Consider the following 13703-nt stretch of genomic DNA (forward strand, 5'->3'; position numbering starts at 1 on the left):
AAACGAGATTCCCCCGATGCCCGCGCTATACATCCTGATCCCCGTCGCCATCGGCCTGGTCGGCTTCGCCATCTGGCTATTCTTCTGGGCCGTGGACAGCGGCCAGTACGACGACCTCGACGGCCCGGCCCACAGCATCCTCTTCGACGACGAGGACCCGGGCCACACGGGCGGCATCGCCGAAGCCGACAAGGTCGATGGGGATGACGAGCGGGCAGACGAGCCCGAGGACAAGCGCGGTGCTTGAACTGGCGCCCCTGCTGGTCTCGGCGATGATCCTCGGCCTGCTCGGCGGTGGCCACTGCATCGGCATGTGCGGCGGCCTGATGGGCGCCCTGACCCTGGCCATCCCGCCCGAGCAGCGCGCCCGGCGCTTCCGCCTGCTGATCGCATACAACCTCGGCCGCATCCTCAGCTACACCACCGCCGGCCTGCTCATCGGCCTGGCCGGCTGGGCCGTGGCCAGCAGCCCGGCCGCCATGGTGCTGCGGGTGATCGCCGCGCTGCTATTGATCAGCATGGGCCTCTACCTCGCCGGCTGGTGGAGCGGCCTGACCCGCATCGAAGCCCTCGGGCGCGGCCTCTGGCGCTACATCCAGCCGGTGGCAGGCAAGCTGCTGCCGGTCTCCAGCCTGCCCCGTGCGCTGCTCCTCGGCGCCCTCTGGGGCTGGCTTCCCTGCGGCCTGGTCTACAGCACCCTGCTGTGGGCCGCCAGCCAGGGTTCGGCCAGCGAAAGCGCCCTGCTGATGCTGGCATTCGGCCTCGGTACCTGCCCGGTGCTGCTGGCCACGGGGCTCGCCGCCGAACGCATCACCGCCCTGCTGCGCAAGCGCGGCATCCGCGTCGCCGGCGGCGTACTGGTGATCCTCTTCGGCATCTGGACACTGCCCGGCCCGCACCAGCACTGGCTGATGGGGCACTGACAGCGGCGCTGGAAGCTGGAAAGTCTCTGGCGGCGTGTGGCGGGCTCAAGCATCGAAGCTAGCGCACAAGCAGCCGCCAAGCCGCGGCGCTGCGACAGCATGACCCAGGTCAAGAAGCATGGATCAGGCGCCACCTAGACTGCCAGGCACTGACTGCTGAACCTGGAATACCCCATGCTCGACGATATTCGCTGGGACGCTGGCCTGATCCGCCGTTACGACGCTGCAGGCCCTCGCTACACCTCCTACCCGACCGCCGTGCAGTTCAACGAACGCATCGGCTCGTTCGACCTGCTCCACGCGCTACGTGAAAGCCGCAAGGCCCTGAGGCCCCTGTCGCTCTACGTGCACGTGCCGTTCTGCGCGAACATCTGCTACTACTGCGCCTGCAACAAGGTGATCACCAAGGACCGTGGCCGCGCCCTGCCCTACCTGGAGAAACTCGAGCGCGAGATCGAGCTCATCGCCTGCCATCTCGATCCGCAGCAGCGCGTCGAGCAACTGCACTTCGGCGGTGGTACGCCGACCTTCCTCAGCCATGACGAGTTGCGCCGCCTGATGGCGCACCTGCGCCAGCACTTCAGCCTGCTGGATGACGATTCCGGGGACTACGGCATCGAGATCGATCCGCGTGAAGCGGACTGGTCGACCATGGGGCTGCTGCGCGAGCTCGGCTTCAACCGCGTCAGCCTGGGCGTGCAGGACCTCGACCCGGCGGTGCAGCGCGCGGTCAACCGCCTGCAGAGCCTGGAGGAGACCCGCGCCATCGTCGAGGCGGCGCGCACCCTGCAGTTCCGCTCGGTGAACATCGATCTGATCTACGGCCTGCCCCGCCAGACCCCCGAAAGCTTCGCACGCACCGTGGCCGAAGTGATCGCCCTGCAGCCGGACCGGCTCTCGGTGTTCAACTACGCCCACCTGCCGGAGCGCTTCATGCCCCAGCGGCGCATCAAGGCCGAAGAGCTGCCGAGCCCCGGGCACAAGCTGGAGATGCTCCAGCGCAGCATCGAACAACTGACCCAGGCCGGCTACCGCTACATCGGCATGGACCACTTCGCCCTGCCGGACGACGAACTGGCCATCGCCCAGGAGGACGGCCGCCTGCAACGCAACTTCCAGGGCTACACCACCCATGGGCATTGCGACCTGATCGGCCTCGGCGTCTCGGCCATCAGCCAGATCGGCGACCTGTACTGCCAGAACGACGCCAACATAACCACCTACCAGGAGAAGCTGCAGAACGGCCTGCTCGCCACCCGCCGCGGCCTCGCCTGCGCCGAGGACGACCGCATCCGTCGCGCCGTGATCCAGCAGCTGATCTGCGAGTTCGAACTGGACTTCCAGTCCATCGAGACGCTGTTCAATATCGAGTTCAGGGGGTATTTCGCGGATATCTGGCCGCAACTGGAGCAGATGGCAGCCGATGGGCTGATCGCCCTCAGCGATCGCGGCATCGACATCCTGCCCACCGGGCGCCTGCTGGTGCGCTCGGTATGCATGCTGTTCGACCACTACCTGACGCCAGAGACCACCCAGCGCTTCTCCCGGGTGATCTGAAGCGCGTCACTTCATCAGCAACTGGGCGGCCTCGAGCATCTGCTCGCCGCTCAGGCCCGCTTCGCGCATGGCCTTCATGAGGCTGGCCGTGGCCTGACTGATGGCACCGTTGAGGCTGGCCACCTCGCTCTGCAAGCCTTCCATGCGCTGCATGCGGGTCTCGTCATCCAGCCCCTGGTCGGTGGCGACCGACTGGAGTTCGGCCATCTTCTCGCGCAGGTCTTCCTTCAGCTTGCGGATCATCTTGAGGATCTGCTTGATGCTGTCGGGAAGGCTGCTCTCGTCGATGTCCTGGTTCTTCTTCGCCTCGTCGCTCGCCTGGGCCTTGCCGGCTTCGGACAGGCTCACGCGGATACCGACATGACCGATGCGATCATCCAGCCCGCCGTCCTCCGCACGCTCGTCGCCCTGTGCCGCGTCCCTGGCCTCGTCGCTGCGAGCAGCCACATAACGCTGGCCGATCTGCGGCCAGCCGGAGATATCCACCCTCATGATCACTCGCTCCATTGGGATCAATACCGGCATATCGGCAGCACAGCGTTGAACTTGAACGTCATAGAAAAGGCCTTTTCCTAGCCCTCAGCGCGCCCCTGCGTTACCCTTACGCCCATTGTGTGTTTGCTTTCGCAAGGGATCCGTGGATGTCCGAGATCATCAAGGTACGCAACCTGCCTCAGGCACATTGCAAGGACTGCAGCCTAGCCGCCCTCTGCCTGCCCCTGTCGCTGAACATGGAAGACATGGACTCGCTGGACGAGATCGTCAAGCGTGGCCGCCCGCTGAAGAAGGGGGACTACCTGTTCCGCCAGGGCGACACCTTCGAGTCCGTATTCGCCGTCCGCTCCGGTGCGCTGAAGACTTTCGGCGTCACCGACTCCGGCGAGGAACAGATCACCGGGTTCCACCTGCCCAGCGAGCTGGTAGGGCTCTCCGGCATGGATACCGAGCTCTACCCGGTATCCGCCCAGGCGCTGGAAACCACCTCGGTGTGCGAAATCCCCTTCGAGCGCCTCGATGAGCTCTCCGTGCAGCTGCCGCAGCTGCGCCGCCAGCTGATGCGCGTCATGAGCCGCGAGATCCGCGACGACCAGCAGATGATGCTGCTGCTCTCCAAGAAGACCGCCGACGAGCGCATCGCCACCTTCCTGGTCAACCTCTCCGCGCGCTTCCGTGCCCGCGGCTTCTCGGCCAACCAGTTCCGCCTGGCCATGTCGCGCAACGAGATCGGCAACTACCTGGGCCTGGCGGTGGAGACCGTCTCCCGCGTGTTCACCCGCTTCCAGCAGGGCAACCTGATCGCCGCCGAAGGCAAGGAAGTGCACATCCTCGATCCCATCGAGCTCTGCGCCCTCGCTGGCGGCAGCATCGAAGACTGACCCCGCGCCGGCCGCTCGGCCGGCGCCTCCTCCCCTCTCCAGGTTCCGCACCATGATTTTCGACGCATTCGATATCAAGACACTGATCCGCCCGGTGGTGGACTTCCCCAAGCCCGGCGTGGTCTTCCGCGATATCACCCCGCTGTTCCAGTCCCCCCGCGCCCTGCGCCTGGTGGTGGACAGCTTCATCCAGCGCTACGTCGAAGCCGAGTTCAGCCATATCGCCGCCATGGACGCCCGTGGCTTCCTGATCGGCTCCATCGTCGCCTACGAACTGAACAAGCCGCTGGTGCTGTTCCGCAAGCAGGGCAAGCTGCCCGCCGACGTCCTCGCCCAGGGCTACCAGACCGAATATGGCGAAGCCTTCCTCGAGGTGCACAGCGACAGCCTGTGCGATGGCGACAAGGTCCTGATCTTCGATGACCTGATCGCCACCGGTGGCACCCTGCTGGCCGCCACCGCACTGGTGCGCCGCATGGGCGCCAGCGTGTACGAGGCCGCCGCCATCATCGACCTGCCGGAGCTGGGCGGCTCCCAGCGCCTGCAGGACATCGGTATTCCCACCTTCTCGCTCACCGCCTTCGCCCTCGACGAGAAGTGATCCCCCCGGGGCCCGCACGGCGGGCCCCGCCCCCCTCCAAAGTCTGAACCCATGGCATTTGCGCCAGGCTTGCGGCCACCCACGCGAAAGCGCCGGGCGCCCCTGGCCGGGCCAGCGAGTGCGGGCAATGATGGCGACTCCCGCGCACCACTAGAGGCCGCCATGAACCCTCGCAGCACGCTCTTCGACTGCTTCAGCCGTGAAGAAATCCAGCGCCTCAGTCAGCGCTCCGACGCCGCCGGCTGGTGGGCCATCGGCTCCACCTGGGCGATCATCGCCGCCGCCTTCGCCATGCTCGCCATCTGGCCGAACCCGGTGACCTTCGCACTCGCCCTGGTCATCCTCGGCGGGCGCCAGCTGGCCCTGGCCATCCTCATGCACGAAGCCGCCCATGGCACCCTGTTCCGCACCCGCTGGCTCAATGACCGCCTCACCGACTGGCTCTGCGCCCGGATCATCTGGGTCGACGTCGCCCGTTACCGCAAGCACCACATCCGCCACCACGCCCACACCGGCACCGACCAGGACCCGGACTGGAGCCTCTCGCGCCCCTTCCCCACCCAGCGCACCTCGCTGCTGCGCAAGTTCGCCCGCGACCTCTCCGGCCTCAGCGGCCTGCGCCGCCTGTTCGGCCAGTTGCTGATGGACCTGGGCGTGCTGGAGTACACCGTCGCCGCCGACGTCAAGCGGCGCCCGCGCGATGGCCGTACCTGGCGCGACTACGCTCGCGATGGCCTGCGCAACATGACCCCGATGCTGCTGGCCAATGCCCTGCTGGCCGGCATACTCGCCGCCTGCGGCGAATTCTGGCTGTTCGGCGTCTGGTGGCTGGCCAACCTCACCACCTACAGCCTGTTCATGCGCATCCGCTCGCTGGCCGAGCACGCCTGCACCGAGCGTGGCCGCGACATGCTGCGCAACACCCGCACCACCCGTGCCGGCTGGCTGGCCCGTCTGACCGTCGCGCCGCTGCGGGTGAACTACCACATCGAGCATCACCTCATGGCCGCGCTGCCCTGGTTCCGCCTGCCCGAAGCGCACCGGCTGCTGCGCCAGCGCGGCCTGGTGGCGGCGCCTCCCGGCTACCTGGATGTGCTGCGCCGGGTCAGCGAGCCGGCCACGGAATCGTCATAACCCGCCGAAAGTTGGTCCGCGCGGCCAGGCGAAACCTGCGTTAATCCTCAACAGTTACATCGTTCGATGACACGGTTATCCGTGCCAGCAAGAGCCAGACAACAACAAGGGACGGCTCCCAACCACGAGGATTGCCCAATGACCGCCAGCGCCGCCGCCAACCTGCCCAAGGCCCACTTCCCCGTCCGCCGCATGGACTTCAGTTTCGATGCCACCCAGAAATACTGGTGGAGCGGCGATCCCTTCATGAGCCACTTCATGAACAACCTGTCGTCGCTCTTCCCCTATGGCGAGAAGTTCTTCGTCGACAGCGTGCGTGGCGTACGCGACCAGATCGACGACCCGCAGCTGCAGAAGGACATCAGCGCCTTCATCGGCCAGGAAGCCATGCACTCCAAGGAACACGCCACCTACAACGACTATGCCGCCCAGCACGGCATCGACCTGGAGCGCCTGGAGCTGCGCATCAAGGTGCTGCTCGAATGGGTCACCCGCTTCACCACCAAGAAGCAGCGCCTGGCTGCCACCTGCGCCCTCGAGCACTTCACCGCGACCATGGCCGAGCAACTGCTGCGCCGCGAAGACCTCAGCACGCAGATGGACGACCAGAAGATGTACCAGCTGTGGATGTGGCACGCGATCGAGGAAAACGAACACAAGGCCGTGTGCTACGACGCCTACATGGCGGTCGGCGGTGGCTACTTCGAGCGCACCATCACCATGGCCTTGACCACCGTGATGTTCATCGGCGTGATCGGCGCCTTCCAGCTGCACCTGCTGCGCAAGGACGGCCAGCTGTTCAACCTGCGCAGCTGGGGCCGCGGCCTGAAGACCCTGTTCAGCCTGCGCACCGGCTACTTCCCGCGCATGATCAGGCCCTACCTGGACTACTACCGCCCGGGTTTCCACCCTTTCGACCATGACACCAGGAACCTGGAGAAGCGCTGGAAGGAACGCCTCGGCTTCAACGGCTGAGTGATTCACGCCCCACAAAAAAGCCCGGCGATCGCCGGGCTTTCTGCTTGAGCGTTCGCAGGATGGCGTAGAGCGCAGCGTAACCCATGCTGTTGCGTGCCTCGGCACCAATGGGTTCCAGGCTGTACCGGTCCTATCGCGAGCCGCCGAGCGACCCCATCGCCTCCAGGCCCTGGAGCACGCTGGCCCCGGTGAAGAGGAACAGCACCTGCTCCTCGGCCTCCAGGCGGATCTCGGCGCGACGCTCCGGCTCGCCGATGAAATCCAGGGACATCTGGAACAGATTGCGGCTGATCAGGCTGGAAACCCGCCGCACCACCCCTTCCGGCACCAGCGCCGGCAGCAGCTTGAATTCGACGATGTCCTCGGCCATGTCATCGGCGAACTCGTCCATCACCTCGCGCAGCGCCTCGCGCATGGCAGGCGAAGCGCCATGCAGCTCACGCACACCGATGATGAAGGCCTCGGCGTTATCGGCGACGAAGTCGAAGAACAGGTTCACCGTCTCATGGCACACGCGCTTGCCGCGCCCCATGTCGATGCCCATCAGCTTGGGCATCGACGCGTGCTCGCCCTGTACCGCCCGTGCCGCTGCCTCGCGACGCAGGTCACGCAACGGCTGGCGCAGCTGGGTGGAGATGTTGCGGATCATCGCCAGGCCCAGGTCGTCCACATCCTTGAAATGGCGATAGAAGGTGTTCGGGTTGAGCCCCGCCTCCCGCGCCAGTTCGCGCAGGCCCAGGCTGCTCAGGCTGCGGCTCTGGGAGGACAGGCGCAGGGCCGCCTCCATCAGCAGGCGCTTGCCTGGTGCCTCGACCGCCCGCTCCTTCGACTGCTGCCCGTCGTCCGGCACTGAACTCATGGCTGACCCTACCTTAGGTTGGTTGTACCGCGATGGCTTGCTGGCGAGTATACATCTGTCTACATTGGTATACAGCTGTATACGCCACAAAATAAGCATAACAGGAGCTTGGCCATGAATGCGCCCGTATCACCCCCCACCCCTGCCCGCCACTGCAAGGTCGCCATCATCGGCTCCGGCTTCTCCGGCCTGGGCATGGCGATCCGCCTGAAACAGAAAGGCGAGAACGATTTCCTCCTGTTCGAGAAGGAGGCCGGTGTCGGCGGCACCTGGCGCGTCAACAACTACCCGGGCTGCGGCTGCGACGTGCAATCGCACCTCTACTCCTTCTCCTTCGAGCCCAACCCCAACTGGACGCGGATGTTCGCCAAGCAGGGCGAGATCAAGAGCTACCTCGAAGGTTGCTGGGAGAAATACCGCCTGCAGGACAAGACCCTGCTCGGCACCGAGATCACCCGCGTGGCCTGGAGCGACAGCGAAGAGCTGTGGCACATCGACGACGCGGCCGGCAACCACTACACCGCGCAGTTCGTGGTGTCCGGCATGGGCGCCCTGTCCACCCCCTCCATCCCCTACCTCGACGGCCTGGAGAACTTCGCCGGCAAGCGCTTCCACTCCCAGCAGTGGGACCACGACTATGACCTGGCGGGCAAGCGCATCGCCGTGATCGGCACCGGCGCTTCGGCCATCCAGTTCGTCCCGCAGATCCAGAAAGTGGTCGGCCAGCTCGACCTCTACCAGCGCACCGCGCCCTGGGTCATGCCCAAGCCCGACCGCGCCATCAGCGAGAACGAGCGCTCGCGCTTCAAGCGCTTCCCCATCCTGCAGAAGCTCTGGCGCGGCGGCATCTACGCCGTCCTCGAAAGCCGCGTGATCGGCTTCGCCCTGACGCCGAAGGTGATGAAGCTCGCCCAACTGGTCGCCAAGGGCTACATCAAGCGCAAGATCAAGGACCCGGTACTGCGTGCCAAGGTCACGCCCGACTACACCATGGGCTGCAAGCGCGTGCTGATCTCCAACGACTACTACCCCTCCTTGACCCAGCCCAACGTCGACGTGATCACCGACGGCATCAAGGAAATCCGCGCCAACAGCATCGTCACCCGTGACGGCCAGGAACGCCCGGTGGACGCCATCATCTTCGGCACCGGCTTCACCCCCAGCGACCCGCTGCCGCGCGGCGTGGTCTTCGGCCGCAACGGCGTCGACCTGCTCGACACCTGGCCGGAAGGCCCCGAGGCCTACAAGGGCACCATGACCGCCGGCTTCCCCAACCTGTTCTTCCTCATGGGCCCGAACACCGGCCTGGGCCACAACTCGATGGTCTACATGATCGAATCGCAGATCCACTACGTGCTCGGCGCCCTCGACCTGCTCGGCCAGCGCAAGCTGCAGAGCCTGGAGGTCAAGCGCGAGGTGCAGGACGCGTTCAACGGCAAGATCCAGGGCAGCCTGGGCAACACCGTGTGGAACGCCGGCGGCTGCAAGAGCTGGTACATCCACCCGGTCAGCGGCCGCAACTGCACCGTCTGGCCCGGCTTCACCTGGCGCTTCCGCCTGCTGACCCGCAACTTCGACCCGGCCGCCTACCACTTCAGCCGCATCCAGCCCGTGCATGCCGCCCAGGGCCCGCTGACCTTCGCCGCCCCCGCCCAAACCGCAGAAGGAGTACCGGCATGAAGTCCTTCGAGAACAAGGTCGCCGCGATCACCGGCGCCGGCTCCGGCATCGGCCGCGCCCTGGCCTACGGCCTGGCCCGCCAGGGCTGTCACCTGGCGCTTTCCGACGTCAACGCCGAAGGCCTGGCGGAAACCGCCGCCCAGGCCCGCAAGCTCGGCGTGCAGGTCACCGACACCCTGGTCAACGTCGCCGACCGCGATGCCGTGCATGCCTGGGCCGACCAGGTCGTGCTCGACCACGGCCGCGTCAACCTCATCTTCAACAACGCCGGCGTCGCCCATGCCGGCACCGTTGAAGGCAGCGACTACGCCGAATACGAGTGGATCATGAACATCAACTTCTGGGGCGTGATGCACGGCACCAAGGCCTTCCTGCCGCACATCAAGGCCACCGGCGACGGCCAGGTGGTCAACGTCTCCAGCGTGTTCGGGCTGTTCTCCCAGCCGGGCATGAGCGCCTACAACGCCACCAAGTTCGCCGTGCGCGGCTTCACCGAAGCCCTGCGCCAGGAGCTGGACATGGAAGGCTGCGGCGTCTCCGCCAGCTGCGTGCACCCCGGCGGCATCAAGACCAACATCGCCAAGACCGCTCGGATGAACGACAGCCTCGCACGGGTCGTCGGCCAGGAAACCGACCAGGCGCGCAAGCAGTTCAACGACCAGTTGCTGCGCACCACCCCGGACAAGGCCGCCTCGGTGATCCTGCGCGGCGTGCTCAAGGACAACCGACGCATCCTCATCGGCGCCGACGCCTGGGCCCTGGACGGCATGCAACGCCTGCTGCCGACCTTCTACCAGCGCCTGGTCACCACCTCCATGCGCCTGGCCGCACGCTTCGCCCCCAAGCCCCGACGGGAGCGGGAAGCGCAGAACCTGGCGGACTGACCCACACCCCGTAGCCCGCGCCCGGCCCGGGAGGCTCACCTCCCCGGGCTGAAGCCCGGGCTACGGGGTGGTCGTATCGCCCTTATCGTCGGGTTGCACCCGACCTACCTGCTACGCGGTCATGCCGTAGGGTGGGCTTTAGCCCACCAACTCCCGAACCAGCCCTCTCCAGGCCACGCCTCTCCATTCCCTTCCCGCCTGATCACCCCGAAACCCGTTCGGATATCCGAACGATAAAACCCATCAAAGCCGGAACCCCGAACACCCCGCCTCCAAGCCCCTCCAGCCATTAAAAATAAATCCTTATAAATCAATTAATTACAGACAAATCAGCACGACCATACAGATGGCACGCATCCTGCCATTACAGATCCCGACGGCGCCTTACCGCTGGCGTCGATAAGAACAAACAAAGTCGAGGACTGAAACACATGCGTATCCTTCCGAAGGTTCTGGCCGCCGCCATCGCAGCGACCCTGATTTCCGCTCCCGCCATCGCCGAAGAACTGACCGGCACCCTGAAGAAGATCAAGGACAGCGGCACCATCGTCCTCGGTCACCGCGACGCCTCCATCCCCTTCTCCTACCTCGGCACCGAGCCGGGCAAGCCCGTCGGCTACTCCCACGACATCCAGCTCAAGGTCGTCGAAGCGATCAAGAAGGAACTGGCCCTGCCGGACCTGAAGGTGCGCTACAACCTGGTGACCTCGCAGACCCGCATCCCGCTGGTGCAGAACGGCACCGTCGACATCGAGTGCGGCTCCACCACCAACAACCTCGAGCGCCAGAAGCAGGTCGGCTTCTCCGTCGGCATCTTCGAGGTCGGCACCCGCCTGCTGTCGAAGAAGACCGCCGGCATCAACGACTTCGCCGACCTCAAGGGCAAGAACGTGGTGACCACCGCCGGCACCACCTCCGAGCGCCTGCTCAAGTCCATGAACGCCGACAAGCAGATGGGCATGAACATCATCTCGGCCAAGGACCACGGCGAATCCTTCCTGATGCTGGAATCCGGCCGCGCGGTCGCCTTCATGATGGACGACGCCCTGCTCTACGGTGAGATGGCCAAGGCCAAGAAGCCGGACGACTGGGTCGTGACCGGCGAGCCGCAGTCCTACGAGATCTATGGCTGCATGGTTCGCAAGGGCGACGAAGCCTTCAAGAAAGTGGTCGACAAGGCCATCGCCGACACCTTCGCCTCGGGCGAGATCAACGGCATCTACGACAAGTGGTTCACCCAGCCCATCCCGCCGAAGAACCTCAACCTCAACTTCCCCATGAGCGATGAGCTGAAGAAGCTGGTCGCCAACCCCACCGACAAGTCGGCCGAAGAAATCTGACGTCGCCGCTCCTCCCCCTCTCCCGTCGGAGAGGGGCCGGGAGTGAGGGGAGCCGGTGCAGGTCGGAAATCCGGACGACGCCGCTCCCCACCCCTCTTCCACCAGGGAGAGGGGGTAGCCGGGCATCCGGCAGCCACTCCCCATCCACTGCCTTCAACCGCAGACAGACAAGAACCCTGAGGGGAAAACCCTGATGAACTACAACTGGGACTGGGGCGTGTTCTTCAAGTCCACCGGCATCGGCAGCGAGATCTACCTGGACTGGTTCGTCACCGGCCTGGGCTGGACCATCGCCATCGCCCTCGCCGGCTGGATCGTCGCGCTCCTGCTGGGCTCGCTGCTCGGCGTGATGCGTACCGTGCCCAACCGCTGGGTGTCCGGCATCGCCACCACCTACGTGGAAATCTTCCGCAACGTACCGCTGCTGGTGCAGCTGTTCCTCTGGTACTTCCTGGTGCCGGACCTTTTGCCCGAGCCGCTGGAAATCTGGTTCAAGCAGGACCTCAACCCGGCCACCTCCGCCTACCTCAGCGTGGTCGTGTGCCTCGGCCTGTTCACCGCCGCCCGCGTCTGCGAGCAGGTGCGCACCGGCATCCAGGCGCTGCCCGCCGGCCAGGCCTCCGCCGCCCGCGCCATGGGCTTCCGCATGCCGGCGATCTACCGCTACGTGCTGCTGCCGCAGGCCTTCCGCATCATCATCCCGCCGCTCACCAGCGAGTTCCTCAACATCTTCAAGAACTCCTCGGTGGCCTCGCTCATCGGCCTGATGGAGCTGCTCGCGCAGACCAAGCAGACGGCCGAGTTCTCCGCCAACCTGTTCGAGGCCTTCACCCTGGCCACGCTGATCTACTTCACCCTGAACATGAGCCTGATGCTGCTCATGCGCCTGGTGGAGCGCAAGGTCGCGGTCCCGGGCCTGATCGCCGTAGGAGGCAAGTGATGGACTTCAGCGCAATCATCCCCGCCCTGCCCGGGCTGGTCGACGGCATGCTGATGACCCTGCAGCTGATGGTGCTGGGCATCATCGGCGGCGTGGTCCTGGGCACCCTGCTGGCGCTCATGCGCCTGTCGCACAACCCGCTGCTGTCGAAACTCGGCGGCCTGTACGTCAACTACTTCCGCTCCATCCCGCTGCTGCTGGTGATCACCTGGTTCTACTTCGCGGTGCCCTTCGTGCTGCGCTGGATCACCGGCGAGGACACCCCCGTCGGCGCGTTCACCTCGTGCCTGATCGCCTTCATGATGTTCGAGGCGGCGTACTTCTGCGAAATCGTCCGCGCCGGCATCCAGGCCATCCCCCGCGGGCAGATGGGCGCGGCACAGGCCCTGGGCATGACCTACGGCCAGACCATGCGCCTGATCATCCTGCCCCAGGCGTTCCGCAAGATGACCCCGCTGCTGCTGCAGCAAAGCATCATCCTGTTCCAGGACACCTCGCTCGTTTACACCGTGGGCCTGATGGACTTCCTCAACGCCGCCCGTTCCCGTGGCGACATCATCGGCCAGCCGCACGAATTCCTGATCTTCGCCGGCCTGGTGTACTTCACCGTCAGCTTCGCCGCCTCGCAGCTGGTCAAGCTCCTGCAAAAAAGGTTAGCCGTATGATTTCGATCAAGAACGTCAACAAGTGGTACGGGGAATTCCAGGTGCTGACCGACTGCAGCACCGAGGTCCAGAAAGGTGAAGTGGTGGTCGTCTGCGGGCCGTCCGGCTCCGGCAAATCCACCCTGATCAAGTGCGTCAACGCCCTGGAGCCCTTCCAGAAGGGCGACATCGTCGTCGACGGCACCTCCATCGCCGACAAGAAGACCGACCTGCCCAAGCTGCGCTCCCGCGTCGGCATGGTGTTCCAGCACTTCGAGCTGTTCCCGCACCTGTCGATCACCGAGAACCTCACCATCGCCCAGATCAAGGTGCTCGGCCGCAGCAAGGAGGAAGCCACCGCCAAGGGCCTCAAGCTGCTGGAGCGCGTCGGCCTCTCCGCCCACGCCCACAAGCACCCGGGCCAGCTTTCCGGCGGCCAGCAGCAGCGCGTCGCCATCGCCCGCGCCCTGGCCATGGACCCGGTGGTGATGCTGTTCGACGAACCCACCTCGGCACTGGACCCGGAAATGGTCAACGAAGTGCTCGATGTGATGGTGCAACTGGCCAACGAAGGCATGACCATGATGTGCGTGACCCACGAGATGGGCTTCGCCCGCAAGGTCGCCGACCGCGTGATCTTCATGGACGCCGGCCAGATCGTCGAAGACTGCCCCAAGGAAGAGTTCTTCGGCGATGTCGGCCAACGCTCCGAGCGCGCCCAGCAGTTCCTCGCCAAGATCCTGCAACACTGATGCGCCGCGCCCCTCTCCCTTCGCGGAGAGGGGCC

Annotated in this window: 15 protein-coding genes; 13 read left to right on the top strand and 2 right to left on the bottom strand. The window is 65.5% G+C overall.

Features of this window, described 5'->3' with window-relative positions:
- Window positions 1-16 precede the first annotated feature (16 nt).
- The 3 genes from ccoS to hemN all read left to right on the top strand — a co-directional run bounded on the left by ccoS (window position 17) and on the right by hemN (window position 2480).
- The gene (ccoS, locus tag DMX10_RS06925) at window positions 17-247 is read left to right on the top strand and encodes a cbb3-type cytochrome oxidase assembly protein CcoS (RefSeq protein ID WP_111260402.1); all 231 of its coding nucleotides are present in this window, start codon (window positions 17-19) and stop codon (window positions 245-247) included.
- Entirely contained in the window at window positions 240-923 is a 684-nt protein-coding gene (locus DMX10_RS06930) for a sulfite exporter TauE/SafE family protein (protein ID WP_111260403.1), read from the top strand. The genes ccoS and DMX10_RS06930 overlap by 8 nt, the downstream gene beginning before the upstream one ends.
- 174 nt (window positions 924-1097) lie before the next feature.
- On the top strand, window positions 1098-2480 hold the full coding sequence (hemN, locus tag DMX10_RS06935) for an oxygen-independent coproporphyrinogen III oxidase (protein WP_111260404.1): 1383 nt from the start codon (window positions 1098-1100) through the stop codon (window positions 2478-2480).
- A gap of 6 nt (window positions 2481-2486) precedes the next feature.
- On the opposite strand, the gene DMX10_RS06940 is transcribed toward hemN, so the two are convergent.
- Window positions 2487-2972, bottom strand: coding sequence for a hypothetical protein (locus DMX10_RS06940; RefSeq protein ID WP_236204980.1), 486 nt, complete (start codon window positions 2970-2972; stop codon window positions 2487-2489).
- 149 nt (window positions 2973-3121) lie between these two features.
- On the opposite strand from DMX10_RS06940, the gene fnr reads away from it, so the two are divergent.
- The 4 genes from fnr (at window position 3122) to DMX10_RS06960 (ending at window position 6566) form a co-directional block, all read left to right on the top strand.
- Window positions 3122-3856 (top strand): fumarate/nitrate reduction transcriptional regulator Fnr, encoded by a 735-nt coding sequence (gene fnr / locus DMX10_RS06945; RefSeq protein ID WP_111260405.1) that lies wholly within the window; start codon window positions 3122-3124, stop codon window positions 3854-3856.
- A gap of 52 nt (window positions 3857-3908) precedes the next feature.
- Window positions 3909-4457 carry an adenine phosphoribosyltransferase gene (locus tag DMX10_RS06950; RefSeq protein ID WP_111260406.1) on the top strand — a complete coding sequence of 183 codons (549 nt, stop codon included), beginning with the start codon at window positions 3909-3911 and terminating at the stop codon, window positions 4455-4457.
- Between the two features lie 162 nt (window positions 4458-4619).
- Complete coding sequence (locus tag DMX10_RS06955) at window positions 4620-5591, top strand: fatty acid desaturase family protein (RefSeq protein ID WP_111260407.1); 972 nt, start codon at window positions 4620-4622, stop codon at window positions 5589-5591.
- 138 nt (window positions 5592-5729) lie between these two features.
- A complete protein-coding gene (locus DMX10_RS06960; protein ID WP_111260408.1) occupies window positions 5730-6566 on the top strand; it encodes a metal-dependent hydrolase in 837 nt (278 codons plus the stop codon).
- 133 nt (window positions 6567-6699) lie between these two features.
- Here DMX10_RS06960 and DMX10_RS06965 read toward each other — a convergent pair whose 3' ends face one another.
- Complete coding sequence (locus DMX10_RS06965) at window positions 6700-7428, bottom strand: TetR family transcriptional regulator (RefSeq protein WP_111260409.1); 729 nt, start codon at window positions 7426-7428, stop codon at window positions 6700-6702.
- Window positions 7429-7542: 114 nt separating this feature from the next.
- Here DMX10_RS06965 and DMX10_RS06970 point away from each other — a divergent pair, with 114 nt between their 5' ends.
- The 6 genes from DMX10_RS06970 to DMX10_RS06995 all read left to right on the top strand — a co-directional run bounded on the left by DMX10_RS06970 (window position 7543) and on the right by DMX10_RS06995 (window position 13668).
- A complete protein-coding gene (locus tag DMX10_RS06970; RefSeq protein WP_111260410.1) occupies window positions 7543-9108 on the top strand; it encodes an NAD(P)/FAD-dependent oxidoreductase in 1566 nt (521 codons plus the stop codon).
- Window positions 9105-9992, top strand: a complete 888-nt coding sequence (locus tag DMX10_RS06975; RefSeq protein WP_111260411.1) for an SDR family oxidoreductase — start codon at window positions 9105-9107, stop codon at window positions 9990-9992. The genes DMX10_RS06970 and DMX10_RS06975 overlap by 4 nt, the downstream gene beginning before the upstream one ends.
- 431 nt (window positions 9993-10423) lie before the next feature.
- A complete protein-coding gene (locus tag DMX10_RS06980) occupies window positions 10424-11332 on the top strand; it encodes a glutamate/aspartate ABC transporter substrate-binding protein (protein ID WP_111260412.1) in 909 nt (302 codons plus the stop codon).
- A gap of 193 nt (window positions 11333-11525) precedes the next feature.
- Window positions 11526-12272, top strand: a complete 747-nt coding sequence (locus tag DMX10_RS06985) for an amino acid ABC transporter permease (protein ID WP_111260413.1) — start codon at window positions 11526-11528, stop codon at window positions 12270-12272.
- Window positions 12269-12937 carry an amino acid ABC transporter permease gene (locus tag DMX10_RS06990; RefSeq protein ID WP_173178273.1) on the top strand — a complete coding sequence of 223 codons (669 nt, stop codon included), beginning with the start codon at window positions 12269-12271 and terminating at the stop codon, window positions 12935-12937. The genes DMX10_RS06985 and DMX10_RS06990 overlap by 4 nt, the downstream gene beginning before the upstream one ends.
- On the top strand, window positions 12934-13668 hold the full coding sequence (locus tag DMX10_RS06995; RefSeq protein WP_111260415.1) for an amino acid ABC transporter ATP-binding protein: 735 nt from the start codon (window positions 12934-12936) through the stop codon (window positions 13666-13668). The genes DMX10_RS06990 and DMX10_RS06995 overlap by 4 nt, the downstream gene beginning before the upstream one ends.
- The last annotated feature ends 35 nt before the right edge of the window (window positions 13669-13703 follow it).

Source organism: Pseudomonas sp. 57B-090624 (assembly GCF_003234055.1).
Lineage (GTDB): Bacteria > Pseudomonadota > Gammaproteobacteria > Pseudomonadales > Pseudomonadaceae > Metapseudomonas > Metapseudomonas tohonis.

Coding starts and splice junctions, on each gene's coding strand:
- DMX10_RS06955 (WP_111260407.1), top strand. CDS start 4,620: ATGAACCCTCGCAGCACGCTCTTCGACTGCTTCAGCCGTGAAGAAATC.
- DMX10_RS06970 (WP_111260410.1), top strand. CDS start 7,543: ATGAATGCGCCCGTATCACCCCCCACCCCTGCCCGCCACTGCAAGGTC.
- DMX10_RS06940 (WP_236204980.1), bottom strand. CDS start 2,972: ATGAGGGTGGATATCTCCGGCTGGCCGCAGATCGGCCAGCGTTATGTG.
- ccoS (WP_111260402.1), top strand. CDS start 17: ATGCCCGCGCTATACATCCTGATCCCCGTCGCCATCGGCCTGGTCGGC.
- DMX10_RS06985 (WP_111260413.1), top strand. CDS start 11,526: ATGAACTACAACTGGGACTGGGGCGTGTTCTTCAAGTCCACCGGCATC.
- fnr (WP_111260405.1), top strand. CDS start 3,122: ATGTCCGAGATCATCAAGGTACGCAACCTGCCTCAGGCACATTGCAAG.
- DMX10_RS06965 (WP_111260409.1), bottom strand. CDS start 7,428: ATGAGTTCAGTGCCGGACGACGGGCAGCAGTCGAAGGAGCGGGCGGTC.
- DMX10_RS06995 (WP_111260415.1), top strand. CDS start 12,934: ATGATTTCGATCAAGAACGTCAACAAGTGGTACGGGGAATTCCAGGTG.
- DMX10_RS06960 (WP_111260408.1), top strand. CDS start 5,730: ATGACCGCCAGCGCCGCCGCCAACCTGCCCAAGGCCCACTTCCCCGTC.
- hemN (WP_111260404.1), top strand. CDS start 1,098: ATGCTCGACGATATTCGCTGGGACGCTGGCCTGATCCGCCGTTACGAC.
- DMX10_RS06950 (WP_111260406.1), top strand. CDS start 3,909: ATGATTTTCGACGCATTCGATATCAAGACACTGATCCGCCCGGTGGTG.
- DMX10_RS06980 (WP_111260412.1), top strand. CDS start 10,424: ATGCGTATCCTTCCGAAGGTTCTGGCCGCCGCCATCGCAGCGACCCTG.
- DMX10_RS06975 (WP_111260411.1), top strand. CDS start 9,105: ATGAAGTCCTTCGAGAACAAGGTCGCCGCGATCACCGGCGCCGGCTCC.